This is a genomic window from Massilia aquatica, assembly GCF_011682045.1.
GTDB classification, from domain to species: domain Bacteria; phylum Pseudomonadota; class Gammaproteobacteria; order Burkholderiales; family Burkholderiaceae_D; genus Telluria_A; species Telluria_A aquatica.
Map to the genome: position 1 here is coordinate 97,972 of NZ_VVIW01000014.1, position 13,344 is coordinate 111,315.

Consider the following 13,344-nt stretch of genomic DNA (forward strand, 5'->3'; position numbering starts at 1 on the left):
TCATTCCGGCTGGATAATCGCTCAATCGCTGCATTTACTTTACCGAGGTCATCGCATAGCGGTTGCGGCCGGAATCCTTGGCGCGGTACAGGGCGTCGTCGGCATGCTTGAGCAGGGTGTCGACCCCGGCCAGGCCGTTTTCGGCGGTGGCCACGCCGATGCTGGTGCTGACGATGCGCGCCACGCCGTCGATCTCGAACGGTTTTTCCATGACCTTGATGATCTTGCGCGCCACCACCGCGCATTCGGCCGCGTTCTGCAAGCCTTCGAGCAGGATCACGAATTCGTCGCCGGCCAAGCGGCCCACCGTGTCGCTCTGGCGCACGCAGGCGGAGAGGCGGCGGCCGAATTCGATCAGCACCGTGTCGCCGCCGCTGTGGCCGAAGCTGTCGTTGATCGACTTGAACTTGTCGAGGTCGAGATACATGACCGCCATCACGCTGCCATTGCGGGCGCTGCGGGTCTGGGCGCGCGCGATGCGCTCGGTCAGGTGGGTGCGGTTCGGCAAACCGGTGAGCGCGTCGAAGCGGGCCAGCGTGCTCAGTTGCTCTTCGAGCAGCTTGGCGTCGGTGACGTCGTTGACCAGGCCGGTGACGCCGACCGCGTGGCCGGCGCAATCGACCTGCGGGATGTAGGTGGCGTGGTAGTGGCGCTTGTCGCCCCCCTGCACGCGCGCGAAATCGAACTTGACCGTCTGCCCGGTCATGGCCTGGTCGAAGGCGCGCTGATGGACCTCGGCTTCCGCTTCGGTAAACAGGCTGCTCACCAGGCTGCCGTGGATGCGCGCCAGCGGCACCCCGAACCAGCTTTCGTGATGGCGGTTCACGAAGCCGAAGCGACCGTCCCGGTCCATGAAGTTGACCAGCGCCGGCAGGTTGTCGGTCACCGTGTGCAACAGGCGCTGCTGCGCGGCCAGGGCCAGCTCGGCCGCCTTGCGTTCGGTGATGTCCATCACCATGGTGTAGAAGCCGGCCACCTTGCCGTCGAGCCCGATGTCGGGGATGTACTCGGTCTGCAGGTAGCGGTTGCCCTTGAGCTCGGCGGCGGGCCGCTCGAACGAGACGCGCCGCCCGGCCAGCGCCGCCGCCATCTGCGCCGCCACCGCCGCGAACACCTTGGGCCCGAACACCTCGCTGACAGTGCGCCCGACGATCTGCTCCGGCGCGATATCGGTGATGGTGCCGTAGGCGCGGTTGCAGAAGGCGTAGCGGTATTCGGTGTCGACATAGCCGATCAGCGCCGGCATGTTGTCGGCGATGGTGCGGATGCGCTTTTCGCTCAACGCCAGCACCTGCTGGGTCGCTTTGAGCTCGGTAATGTCGTCGACCAGCACGAAGTAGCCCTGCACCACGCCGTGCGCGTCGGTGTCGGGATTGTAGGCGACCCGGTCCCACTGGGTCACGCCGTGGCGCTGCACCTGGCGCTCGAAGCGCACCGCGCGTCCGCTCAGGGCCGCGTCCAGGTAGGGCTTGCTGACATTGTAGACCGCCGCGCCGAGCACGTCGCGCACATGCTTGCCGGGAAGCTGGGCGGCGGAGATGCCGAAAAAGGCGCTGTAGCGCTCGTTGCCGAAGACGAAGCATTCGTGCTTGTCGACATAGCCGACCAGGGCCGGCACGTTGTCTGCCACCATGCGCAGGTTGCGTTCGCTGTCGGCGACGGCGCGCTCGGCCTGGTCGCGCTCGGTCATCAGGGTATCGAAGGCACGCCGCAGTTCGCCGATTTCATCGTCGGCGTAGGGCGCGCCCGGCGCCACCGCGCCGCGCCCGGCCGCCATTTGCTGGCCCAGGCGCTTGAGCGGGCGCAACTGGCGATCGATCAGCAACCAGGCCACCGGCCCGATCACCAGCAGCAGCAAGGCGGCGATGATGGCCGCATTCCAGCGCATCTTGTTGGCAAAGGCGAACGCTTCGGCGGTCGGATACACGGCGCACAGCAGCCAGCCGGTGCTGGCCAGGCGCTTGTACGAGACCAGCGCATCGGCGCCGTTCTCGGCCGTCGTGCGCAGGGTGCCTTCGAAGCCGGCCATGGCCTGGTCGACCGAGGGCGCGCGCTGGCCGCTCTCGCCGATGTGTTGCAGGATGCGCCGCTCGTCGGGGTGCGCGACGAACTCGCCTTCGCGGCTGAGGATATAGAAGTAACCGGTGTTGCCGACCTGCCCGATCGACAATTCCTTGATGAAGCTGTCCTTGGCCAGGTCGATGGTGCCGAGCAGGATGTGGCTGATCTGGCCATCCCTGCCGTGGATGGGCGCGGTCATGATCACCACCGGCCGGCCGCTGATCTGGCTGCGCAGCGGCCGCGAAATGATGGGGCCGTCGCTGCGGATGGTATCGAGAAAATAGTCGCGCGTGGAAAAGTTGACCTGGCCGCGCGTGTCCGGAAAGTCCATGTTGGCCACGTGCTCGCCCTGGGCGTCGAGCACCGACAGGTTGCTGAAAAAGCCATCCATGCTGTGGTGCTCCTCCAGCTTGTCCTGGAAGGCGGACGATGGCAGCGGGCGCCGTTCGAGATCGCGCGCGAGGCGAACCAGGGCTTGCTGGCGGATCATGAATTTGTTGTCGAGGCCGCGCGCGACCTGGCTGATCAGCGATGCTTCGCGCTCGCCGACCACTGTTTCGATGCCGCGCTGCACGATCAGTACCGCGGCGACGGTCAGCACGGTCGCGGTCAGGACGATCAGCATGCCCACCGCCAGCGAAAAACGCGCTTTCAGCGAGACGGGACCAGAAATCCAGCGGCGACGTTTCAACATGGGCTTGGCGATTGTCGGACGGGTTGGCAGGGACGACGAATCGGCGGGGCTGGGCCGGGGAACCGGGTAGCCGCCACGCGTGCGCGCGCCCCGGGGCACTGCCGGCGCAAAGGTGTGGCGCCGGAATACTGATGCTCTGGAGTGTACATTATTTCCCATCGAAAATATCACCATGGGACACAACAACAACAGTTTCCGCAATGGAGATTGCCTTATCGCAATCTCGAGCGATCAGCGCGTGGCGGATACGGTCTCGACGAACCGGCGCAGGTGGGCGGGAATGCGCAGCACGTCATGATAATCGTGCGCAATGAACAAGCTTGACCTGGGAAGCAGCCGGTGCAGTTCCTGGGCCGAGGCCAACGGGTGGGATGCGTCGCCGGCCCACCCGACGATCAGGGCCGGGATGGCCGACAAGGCTGCCAAGGCTGCGCGCGGCGGCAGGTCGGAGTTAGCCGCCCCCTGAAACAGCGCCAGCATGGCGTCCGGGTCCTGGCCGCTCGCGCCGCCTGCGGCCAGGTGCGGCGCGGCGTCGAGCAGCCACGGCGGCAGCCCGGCTGCCTGGCGCGCGACCAGCCTGGCGAAGCGCGCCGCGCCCGCCGAGTGCGCCAGGGCAATGGCGCGCCGGTACAGGGCGGCCTGGGCCACGCGCGCCTCCCACAGACTTGGCGGCAGGACCAGCACCAGGCCGGCGACGCGCGCCGGTTGTTGCAGCGCCGCGTACAGCGCGCCGGCGGCGCCCATCGACCAGCCGCCGGCGATGAAGTGCTGCTCGCCCATGGCGTCGGCCAGCGCCAGCATGTCGTGCCCGTGATCGCGCCAGGTGGCCGGCGCGCTTGCCGGGCTGGCGCCGTGGCCGCGCGCGTCGTAGCGCACCAGCTTGGACGAGGCGGGAAACTCGCGCCAGCGCAGCAGATCGTGCGCGTCTTCCGCCGCCATGGACGAGAGCATGCCGTGCGCCCACAGGAAGGGCGCACCGCTGCCCACCGGGCGGACGTTCAGGTCAAGGTCGCCTACGCGCATGCGCACACTTCACAAAAAGAGGGGGAAGCAATGTAGCACAGCGGGGAGAACGGCGCCGCGACGGCGGGCCGCGCACGGCTGCCAAGCGAAGCGCTTGTCCAAGGCAGCGGCGTGTAGTATTTGGCATGCTGCCACAGCGCTTTTGCATGTTCCAACCACAACCGAGTCAACCATGAAAAGAGACGAACCCAGCGCCGCGAGTCCGGCGCCATCCGGCGATGTGCTCGCCGCCGCCAAATCCGCCGGCTTGCGCTATGTCAGCGACAGCGCGCCCGGCCTCACGCGCACGGCGCGCGGCAAGAGCGTTGTCTATCTCGATGCCGCCGGCGAGCCGGTGACGGACGAAGACACCTTGGCGCGCATCCGTTCGCTCGCCATTCCGCCGGCCTGGACCGATGTGTGGATCTGCAAATCGGCCAACGGCCACCTGCAGGCGACCGGGCGCGACGCCAAGAACCGCAAGCAATACCGCTACCATGCCAAGTGGCGCAACCTGCGCGACGAAGTCAAATACGAACGCATGATCAGTTTCGGCAAGGCCCTGCCCGCCATCCGGCGCACGGTTGACGCCGACCTCAAGCGGACCGGCCTGCCGCGCGAAAAGGTGCTCGCCACCATCGTGTATCTGCTGGAAGCGACCATGATGCGGATCGGTAACGAGGAATATGCGCGCACCAACAAATCCTTCGGCCTGACCACCTTGCGCGACCGCCATGTGCGCATCGACGGCAAGGCGGTCGAGTTCCGCTTCCGGGGCAAGAGTGGCGTGTTCCATAACGTCAAGGTGGAAGACAAGCGCCTGGCGCGCATCATCAGCCGCATCCGCGACCTGCCGGGGCAGGAACTGTTTCATTACGAAGATGACGACGGCAATGCGCACACGGTCGATTCATCCGACGTGAACGATTACCTGCGCGAGATCACCGGCGAGGACTACACCGCCAAGGATTTCCGCACCTGGTCGGGCACGGTGCTGGCCGCGCTCGCGTTGCAGGAATTCGAAAAATTCGACTCCGAGGCGCAGGCCAAGAAGAATATCGTGCGCGCCATCGAATCGGTGGCCGAAAAGCTGGGCAACACGCCGTCGATCTGCCGCAAGTGCTATGTGCATCCGGCCATTCTGGAAGCGTATCTGGATGGCACCGTGTTAGAGGCGATGCGCGAGAGCACCCGGCGCGAGCTGGTGGAAGAGTTGCACGAGTTGCAGCCGGAAGAAGCGGCCGTGGTGGCGTTCTTGCAGCAGCGTTTGCAGGAGCCGCCGGCCAAGGCCAAGGCGACGCGCTAACGCAGCATGCCGCGCACCCGGTCCAGCAAGCCGCCGATGCCCACGCCCACCGTGTAGGCGACCAGGTCGCGCCAGTCGAAGCCGCTGCCCAGGACCAGGTAGCCCGCCCTGGTGGCGCGCAGCTGCCTGATCCACGGCGCCTGATACAGCTGCAAGAACTCGACCGCGAAAGCGGTGCCCAGCGCCAGCATGAGCAGGGTGCCGGTTTTGGCGCGCGGCAGGCAGAACGCCCACAGCAAAAACACCAGCAAGGCCCACAGCGCATCGCCCGGATAGTTGCCGAAGTAATGCGACAACACCGACGGATATGTACGCGTCGCCATGCCGCACGCAATCACGATCACACATCCCGCGGCGATCCAGGGTCTGTCACGCACCATTCGAGGCTTCCTCTTCCTGTCAGATTGTTCGGTCGGTCAGCAGCAGCCTGGCTGTTTGGACAGCGTGCAGCCGGCGCAGAACGAACGGTTTTTCAGATGGGCGGCAAAGATGAACAAGCCGCCGATGCTGGTCAGGACGGCCTCGGCGCCATGGCCGTAGAGCGGACCGGCTACCAGCACCGCCGCGCAGCAACAGGCGAATCCGCAGGCGCCCAGGGCCAGGACCAGCGAGCGCCGGTGCTGGCGAAAGCCGGCTACCAGCGCCACCAGCGCCGGCAGCGCAACGAGGATCAGCAGCCACGCGTGCAGGCCATCGTCATGCGGGAACCAGTTAACCAGGGGAAAAGCGGCCAGCAACAGCGGCGGACCGAGGCAGTGCAGCAGGCACAATGCGGCTGCCGTCATTCCGGCGTAGTCCGCCACTCCAATTACGCGTTTTATCATCGACCTGACCAGCCTTGCGCTGCCGCTTGGTGCAACTGTGTTGCAAAACAGGATGATAGCCCAAGCCGGACTCAAATGCAACCGGATTGCATATACCACCACGGTGTCAGACCTGACACCGGGTGTATCGGCGTGGCGCCGGCCGGGCCGGGCCGTCAGCTCAATTGCGGCCCTTGACCCGCCGGTTGAGCAGGTACTCGCCCAGCGGCGCGTCGCTGTCGCACGGGGCGTTTGCGTTGTTCGCCGCTTCCTGCAGGCGGTTGGCCTGGGCCGGATTACGCGTCACGCCGTCGCCGTGGCGCAGCGCCTGCGCATAGCGGCAGCGTCCCGCCGGATGACCGGCATCGGCCGCAGCCTTGTACAGCTCCGCCGCCCCGGTCTTGTTGGCACGCACGCCCCAGCCTTTGAAGGTCATGTCGGCCAGGTTGACCGTGGCCTGCATGTTGCCCGCGTCATGCGCCTGCTTGAACATGTCATGCGCCTTTTTCTGGTCTTTCGGAACGCCTTCGCCGAAGCGATACGCGGCGCCGAGGTTGTTCAGGGCCATCGGCTCGCCTTGCCGGGCGGCGCGCTGGTACAGCCCCAGCGCCTTGCGTTTGTCGGCCTTGACGCCATACCCGTTGCTGTAGATCAGGGCCAGGTTGTACTGGGCCTGGGCATCGTTACCGGCAGCGGCCTGCTCGAGCCACTGGCGCGCCTTGACGAAGTCGCGTTCCTTGTTGTCTTGCAGGTACATCTTGCCCAGTTCGGACTGCGCGGACACGAGCGCGCCCGCACCGCTGCCTGCCTCGGCAAACAAAATCCGCGCCGCCGCTTCATCCTGCGCCACGCCCAGGCCGCCCGCCAGCGCCACGCCGGCGTTGAACGCGCAGCGTTTTTCGCCCAGCGCCGCGCATTTGCGCCAGTACAGCAAGGCCTTGGGGACATCCTTGGCCACGCCATCGCCCTTGTTGTAGCGCTGCGCCAGCTGGAACTGGGCTTCGGGATAGTTGCCGTCGGCTGCCTTGTGCAGCCACACCAGCGCTCTGGCCACGTTCGGCGTGCCGGTGTCGCCATCGCTGTCCATCACACTGATGTTAAATTGCGACTCGCTATAGCCTTGCTCGGCAAGCCCCAGCCACTCGGAGTACGCCAGCGCCTTGTTCCCCGCCTGATAAGCCTTGAACGCGCGCTCGCGGCGCGCCTCGCCTTCCGTGGTCAGTTTGCCGTTGGCGACCAGGCTGCCGGGTGCGGCGCCGCTGGCGCCCGCCGCCGCGTCGGCAGTGCCGGTTTCCTGCGTGGCGCAGGCGGAAAGCAGTACCAGGGCGATCAGGCCGCTCGCGCAGCGGCTGGTAAGGGTGTTCATAGTCAAATTCCTGCTCTTTTGTTCTGTGTAATCGGAAACCCGCGCGCCCGCTGCGCGCCAGTCGACATAGTGATTGTGCAACAAGGCGGTATTTTTACATCAGTGCCCATGAAAATGTTGGCTAAATTCAATGTTTTACGCAAAATACATGCGGCGGTGCGCCAGAAGCCGGCCCCCAACCTGATGTTCGTGTTAAACCAGCAACAAAATAAACGCTTGACATTTCTCAAACACCGCCCTAAGCTTGCGGCCATGAACTCAATGGACATCCTCTTTTTTACCTTCGCCCTTCCCGGCACGTTGCCACAACGTCCCGGGCCGCGATAGTGCGCCCTTGATTCGCTCGTAACGAGCACCCATCACAAAGGCCCACTCCGGGCCTTTTTTGTTTTTGCAATTCCGCTTTTCCCACTTAATAGTTGCTTAGGAGCATATATATCATGAAGTTTGCCGACGAAGAACGCGCGCGGGATCACTGAACAAGGGTGGTCGCATGGCTCCCGCGGCGCTTGTCTCAAAGACAATTAACGACCGCCCGCTATGTTTAGAAAGCACCATCATGACTGCGACAGTCCTTCGCGCCAACTCGCGCAACTTCGGTATCATTGCCCACATCGACGCTGGCAAAACCACCCTGTCCGAACGCATCCTCCTGAAAACCGGCGAAATCCACCGCTCCGGCGAAGTCCATGAGGGCACCGCCACCATGGACAGCATGGACCTGGAAAAAGAACGCGGCATCACCATTGGCGCGGCCGCCACCCGCGTCTCGTGGAACGAGCACGCCTTCACCCTGATCGACACCCCCGGCCACATCGACTTCGCCATCGAAGTCGAACGTTCGCTGCGCGTGCTCGATGGCGCCGTGACGGTGCTGTGCGGCGTGGCCGGCATCCAGCCCCAGACCGAAACCGTCTGGCGCCAGGCGCAAAAGCACGGCGTGCCGACCATCGTGTTCGTCAACAAGATGGACCGCGCCGGCGCCGATTTTACCCGCGTGGTGGGTCAGATCGCCTCGCGCCTGAACGCCCTGGCCGTGCCTTTGACCATTCCGGTCGGCGCCGGCGACGCCTTCGAGGGCGTCATCGACGTGCTCGGCCAGCGTTTCCTGGCGTGGAATCCGGCCGGGCTGATGAGCGCGGCCGCCCTGCCCGCGCAGCTGCAAGCACAGGCGGGGGCCGCCTACGCCCACGCCGCCGCGGTGGCGGCCGATGCCAGCGACGCGCTCACGCTCGCCTTCTTGGCCGACGACACGCTGTCGCCGGCGGATGTGCGTGCCGGGCTGCGCGCCATGACCCTGGCGCGCCGCGCGGTGCCGGTGCTGGCCGGTTCGGCCTACCGCAACGCCGGCATCGAGCCGCTGCTCGACGCTGTCGTCGACTGGCTGCCTTCGCCGGACGAGCGCGCCCCTCCCATGGCGCGCCTGGACGACGCCAAGGTGACGGTCGGCACCGGCGACGCCGACCCGCTGGCGGCGCTGGTGTTCAAGGTGGTGCATGACGAGCACGGCTCGCTGTCGTATGTGCGGCTGTACGGCGGCACCCTGCGCGAAGGCGACCTGGTGTGGAATGCGTCGCTCGGCGCCAGCGTGCGCGTCGGTCGCCTGTATGTGATCCATGCGGACCGCCGCACCGGCGTGGCCGAGGCCCGGGCGGGCAGCATCATTGCCATCGCCGGCCTGAAAGAGGCGCTCACCGGGCATACCCTCTCGACCAGGGCGGTGCCGCTGGTGCTCGAAACCATCCACGCCGGCGAACCGGTGGTGGCGCTGGCGATCGAGCCAGGCAAAGGTGGCGAGCGTGGCAAGATGCTGGCCGCGTTGGATCGCTTCCGGCGCGAGGATCCGTCCCTGCGCCTGGAAAGCGATCCGCTCAGCGGCGAAACGGTGCTGTGGGGCATGGGCGAGCTGCATCTGGAAGTGGTGCTGGAACGTGTGCGCCGTGAAACCGGCGTGGAAGTGACGGTCGGTGCGCCCCAGGTTGCCTACCGCGAAACCATTGCCGGACCGGCGGTGGAACTGGAAGGCAAAGTGTCGAAGCAAAACGGCGGCAGCGGGCAGTATGCAAGAGTCGTGTTGCGGGTGGAGCCGTTCGAGGGCGTGTTTGCGTTCGAGAATGCGATCAAGGGCGGCGTGGTGCCTGCGAATTTCATTCCGGCCATTGAAAAAGGCGTGCGGCATGCGCTGGCGCAAGGTCCTCTGGGCTACCCGGTCACGGGCGTCAAGGTGACCCTGCTCGATGGCGACTACCACACGGTCGACAGCAACGACATGGCGTTCATGGTCGCGGCCAAGGAAGGTACGCTGGCCGGGCTCAAGCGAGCGCATCCGCTGATGCTGGAACCCGTCATGACGGTGAGCGTCGACGCGCCGGCCGTGAATGCGGGCGACGTCATCGGCGACCTGCAGCGCCGTGGCGGCAAGGTGCTCGGCATCGAAGAGCAGACTGGCCGCGTGGAAGTCGTGGCCGACGTGCCGCTGGCCAGACTGTTCGGCCACACCACCAGTTTGCGCTCGCTCTCGCAAGGGCGCGCGTTCGCCAGCGCGGTGTATGCAAGGCACGCGCCGTGCATGCAGCAGCGCACCGAGGCGATGGCGGCGTAACGCTGTAGTCAGGTAGGTCGGGGCCGGAAAGCGATTTCCGGCCTTTTTTTCAGGTGTTTCATGCCCGGAGATGAAAATGGACATAGCCTTGGTAGCCAGCGGCGGACGTGGCGTCGGGCTGCACACCGGCGTCAGCGGGCGCGGCGTCTTCATTCGCCAGTCCGGCAGCCCCGGCAGGTATGGCGTCATTACGCTGGTACTTGAACCGGCGCCATCCCAGCATGGTTGCTCGCTCAGTTGGGAAGTGGCGGAAGACAAAATTCCAGTCATCTTTCTCGATGCGGTTATCGACGCCATCACCCGCGTCCTTGCAGAGCAGGCCTTCGATGGCGACTATCTGAGCGGCTGCCGGATTCGCGTGGTCGACGGCGCATATAACCACGTCGATTCAGATGAGAATTCCTACCGGATGGCAAGCGCCCTCGCCATGCGCGAGGCCCTGAGTGCCGCAGGACTGTACCCGTGCGGCGCGTGCGGCACACCCCCGCTGACATACGATTCAAGGAGTTAATGATGGAAATTGCATTGGTAACAAGCGGTGGACGTGGCGTGGAGCTGCACGCGACGTGCACCGCCATGGGGGAGTACGTGCGCCAGAACGGACCGCCTGGCCGCTGCGGCGTGATCGAACTGATTCTCGAACCTGCCGAATCGGACTACGCGGCATGCACGCTGAGCTGGGAAGTGACGGAAGCACAAATTCCCGTCCGCTTCCTCGACGCCGTCATCAGCAGCATCAAGCACGTGCTGGCGGAAGAGGCGTTCGACGGCGACTACCTGAGCGGCTGCCGCATTCGCGTGGTCGGCGGTGAGTATCATCAGACCGACTCCAAAGTCACCTGCTACCAGGTGGCCACCGTGTTGGCCATGCGCGATGCACTACGGTCCGCCGGACTGTATCGGCCGCAAGCGCCCGAGTAAGCGTCACCCGCCCCGCCAAAAATAGATTGAGCAATGTTACCAATACTGCTAAGGTAATCGCCTGAGCATTGATCTTCATCAATGCTGCTGGGCGCCGCGTCCATGCAAAGAACAATTCCGGAATAGCTCAATGGCAGAGCACTTGGCTTGAGACTAAGTAGGTGCTGGTTCGATTCCAGCTTCTGGACCCAACATCTCATTTCATTGGATACACGTGGATAACGACGATACCGGCTGCAGCCGGATCCGCATTGCGCCCGGCTATGCGACCTTGCAACTGTCTGCCGCCTTGCGCACCGCGAGCGACCATCCCGACCCGCAAACACGCGCACGCGCCGCGCTCAAGGTCCAGCAATGGGAACAGATCATGGTGGGCATGTTCACGGGGGCGATCGCGGTCGGCTCGCGTACGCCGCTCGATGGCGCCCCGGCCTGGGTCACGCCCGAGGTCGCCAAGGGCGGTTTTGCGACCGGCGACTTGAAGGCCGGCGGCCCCCTGCAAGACCATGAACTGGCCACGCTCGCCGCAGCCGGCATGGCGCCCGCGCCCGACGCGCGCCGCTGGCTCAACGCGCGCCTGCTGACAGACGACGGACTGGCCAGCCTGTACACGCTGCTCGATTCGGGCTGCTATGAGATCAACGCGCCGGAAGAAGGCGCCTTGCTTGTCGTCGCCTGGCTTACCCGGCACCGCAAGCCTGAGCATGCGCGCGAACTGCTCGATGCGATCGTTCCATGGTTCGCGCACCTGCGCTTCTACCCGCTGCCCGCCGCGCAGCCGCGCCGCTTCGGCGAACGTGTGTTCCTCACGCCCGTGCGCGCGGTGGTGGACGCCATGCAAGAACGCCAGCGCAAGGTCAACCTGCGCATCCTGGCGCAGCGCGAGGCCGTGCGCGTGCGCCTGCCGCTGTACGACCGCGTCGTACAACTGTTCCTCGACAGCGTAGACGGCGCGCCACCGTCCATCAATATCGGCGCCGACGGCGCATGGCGCGACCCGGCAACCGGAAAATTCCGCATTGCCGGCGGCTGGCCGTGCCGCCGTTACCCTGCCCGATGGCGCGAACGCGGAGAGGCGCTGCTGCACGAATGGCAGCCACACGCCGCCACCGCGCGCAATGACGACAGCATGAAGGAACTGTTCGGCTACCTGCACCTGTGCGTTACGGAACCGGCCGCGCTGAACGGGCGCGATGTCGGCCGGATTCGCCTGATCCTGGGCCGCTACGTCAGCAAGCGTGGCTTGCCCGGATCGACGCGGCTGGCTGCGCTACGCAGCGAACAGGCCAGGCAGGTTGCGGCCATGCCGTATCACTTGCTGGCCGGTGTGCTGGCTGAACGCTTGCGCGCCTTCCCGCAGAACGGCGGCCTGGAAGACACGGCGCCGCTCGGCGTAGCGGTCAGCGCCGCCGAGGCGGACAGCCTGGGCGAAGCCTCCGGCGCGCAGATCCCCGCAGTCTTGCTGGCCAAGCTTGATCGGTGCAGCATCGAGACCGTGACCGTGCTGGTCGAGCGCGGCGTTATTGCGTCAGCCGAAGTCCTGGCGGCGGTGCTGCCGCAGCTAAGCGCAGCCATCAACGCTGCGGCGATTACGGAAGCATCGCTCAAGCAGCTTTACGGCGCCCTGTACCAGGCATTCCGGCGGCGCCGTTCGCTGCTGCTGCAAAACCTGCAAAGCCAGGTGCGCCTGGGCGAATTGCCGTGGGTTGCCGCCATCAACGCGCAGCGCGAGCAAGGCCTGGCCCCACGTACGGTGGCGCGCAGCACGCTCGACGAATTGACCTTGCTGACACTGACCTCGTTCCCGCAGACGGCCATTCCCAACCCGCTGATTCAAGAACTGAACACCCTGGCCGGCAACGCGGGACTGGACCTGCCGCTGGTGGAGGAACTGGCGGCCGACATTTTCATGGGCATGTTCGCGCACAAGTTCACCAAGGTCGCGGCGCACGCCACCGCCATGCTCGACGGCAGTCTGTACAGCCGCTACTACGGCATTGGCGAACATGTGCGTGACCAGTTGCGCCAACTGGCGCAACAAGGCGAGGCAAAGATCCGAACCCCGGAGATCGAAAGCGGTCTGGCCGGCCTGTGCGAAACCCGCGCGGGTGTGCGCTGCGGCCTCGGTACCGTCATCAACAACGCCATGATTATCGAACAGCAGCAGATCCTCACCACGCACAATCTGGCTGCCCTGGTTGCCAGGCTCGATCTGGACGGCCAATTGCAGCCCCACTACGAGCGCATGGCGCAGCAGTGCTTCGAATGGATTTGCCGCAACCAGCAGAACGCGCTCAACGCATGGCCGGGCGACCTGCGCGCCATCAGGAACGCGGCCTACGCGTGGCGCCAGATGGTATTTTTCCTGTCGATGGCCGACATGTCGTCGCACGACCGCTTCATCGCCTGGACCCGTGGGCACCTGGCGCAGGAGTCGCCACGGTTGCGGCAACGCCTTGCCCCTGCGCTGGCTGGACTGGAACTGGCCGCCGCCGGCCATGCGCTGGACGATGCCGCCAGCCGAGCCAGCGGCGCACGCAGGCTACTGGCGTACACCAGCGAGCAGCACTGGATGGCAGTGGCGTAATA

The 13,344-nt window shown here is 65.5% G+C and carries 11 protein-coding genes and 1 tRNA gene; 7 read left to right on the forward strand and 5 right to left on the reverse strand.

What is annotated here, in order from left to right:
- Window positions 1–34: 34 nt before the first annotated feature.
- Window positions 35–2,755: a sensor domain-containing diguanylate cyclase gene (locus F1609_RS21525; protein ID WP_167078709.1), complete on the reverse strand. Its 2,721-nt coding sequence runs from the start codon at window positions 2,753–2,755 to the stop codon at window positions 35–37.
- Window positions 2,756–2,986: 231 nt separating this feature from the next.
- Window positions 2,987–3,778, reverse strand: coding sequence for an alpha/beta fold hydrolase (locus F1609_RS21530; RefSeq protein WP_167078710.1), 792 nt, complete (start codon window positions 3,776–3,778; stop codon window positions 2,987–2,989).
- A 172-nt stretch (window positions 3,779–3,950) separates the two neighbouring features.
- Here F1609_RS21530 and F1609_RS21535 point away from each other — a divergent pair, with 172 nt between their 5' ends.
- A complete protein-coding gene (locus F1609_RS21535; protein ID WP_167078711.1) occupies window positions 3,951–5,063 on the forward strand; it encodes a DNA topoisomerase IB in 1,113 nt (370 codons plus the stop codon).
- On the opposite strand, the gene F1609_RS21540 is transcribed toward F1609_RS21535, so the two are convergent.
- The 3 genes from F1609_RS21540 to F1609_RS21550 form a co-directional block, all read right to left on the reverse strand.
- Entirely contained in the window at window positions 5,060–5,386 is a 327-nt protein-coding gene (locus tag F1609_RS21540; protein WP_229421989.1) for a ribosomal maturation YjgA family protein, read from the reverse strand. The two genes, F1609_RS21535 and F1609_RS21540, sit on opposite strands and share 4 nt — an antisense overlap.
- A 93-nt stretch (window positions 5,387–5,479) precedes the next feature.
- Window positions 5,480–5,848 carry a MerC domain-containing protein gene (locus F1609_RS21545; protein WP_167078713.1) on the reverse strand — a complete coding sequence of 123 codons (369 nt, stop codon included), beginning with the start codon at window positions 5,846–5,848 and terminating at the stop codon, window positions 5,480–5,482.
- A gap of 199 nt (window positions 5,849–6,047) precedes the next feature.
- The gene (locus F1609_RS21550; RefSeq protein WP_167078714.1) at window positions 6,048–7,232 is read right to left on the reverse strand and encodes a tetratricopeptide repeat protein; all 1,185 of its coding nucleotides are present in this window, start codon (window positions 7,230–7,232) and stop codon (window positions 6,048–6,050) included.
- Between the two features lie 108 nt (window positions 7,233–7,340).
- Between F1609_RS21550 and F1609_RS21555 the strand changes: the two genes are divergently transcribed.
- From F1609_RS21555 to F1609_RS21580, 6 genes are all read left to right on the forward strand, one after another.
- Window positions 7,341–7,559 (forward strand): hypothetical protein, encoded by a 219-nt coding sequence (locus F1609_RS21555; RefSeq protein WP_167078715.1) that lies wholly within the window; start codon window positions 7,341–7,343, stop codon window positions 7,557–7,559.
- Window positions 7,560–7,791: 232 nt separating this feature from the next.
- Window positions 7,792–9,834 carry an elongation factor G gene (fusA, locus tag F1609_RS21560; protein WP_167078716.1) on the forward strand — a complete coding sequence of 681 codons (2,043 nt, stop codon included), beginning with the start codon at window positions 7,792–7,794 and terminating at the stop codon, window positions 9,832–9,834.
- A 76-nt stretch (window positions 9,835–9,910) separates the two neighbouring features.
- The gene (locus F1609_RS21565) at window positions 9,911–10,345 is read left to right on the forward strand and encodes a hypothetical protein (RefSeq protein ID WP_167078717.1); all 435 of its coding nucleotides are present in this window, start codon (window positions 9,911–9,913) and stop codon (window positions 10,343–10,345) included.
- Between the two features lie 2 nt (window positions 10,346–10,347).
- A complete protein-coding gene (locus F1609_RS21570) occupies window positions 10,348–10,755 on the forward strand; it encodes a hypothetical protein (RefSeq protein ID WP_167078718.1) in 408 nt (135 codons plus the stop codon).
- Window positions 10,756–10,871: 116 nt separating this feature from the next.
- Window positions 10,872–10,946, forward strand: a tRNA-Ser gene (locus F1609_RS21575).
- 23 nt (window positions 10,947–10,969) lie between these two features.
- The gene (locus F1609_RS21580; RefSeq protein WP_167078719.1) at window positions 10,970–13,342 is read left to right on the forward strand and encodes a hypothetical protein; all 2,373 of its coding nucleotides are present in this window, start codon (window positions 10,970–10,972) and stop codon (window positions 13,340–13,342) included.
- Window positions 13,343–13,344: the final 2 nt, after the last annotated feature.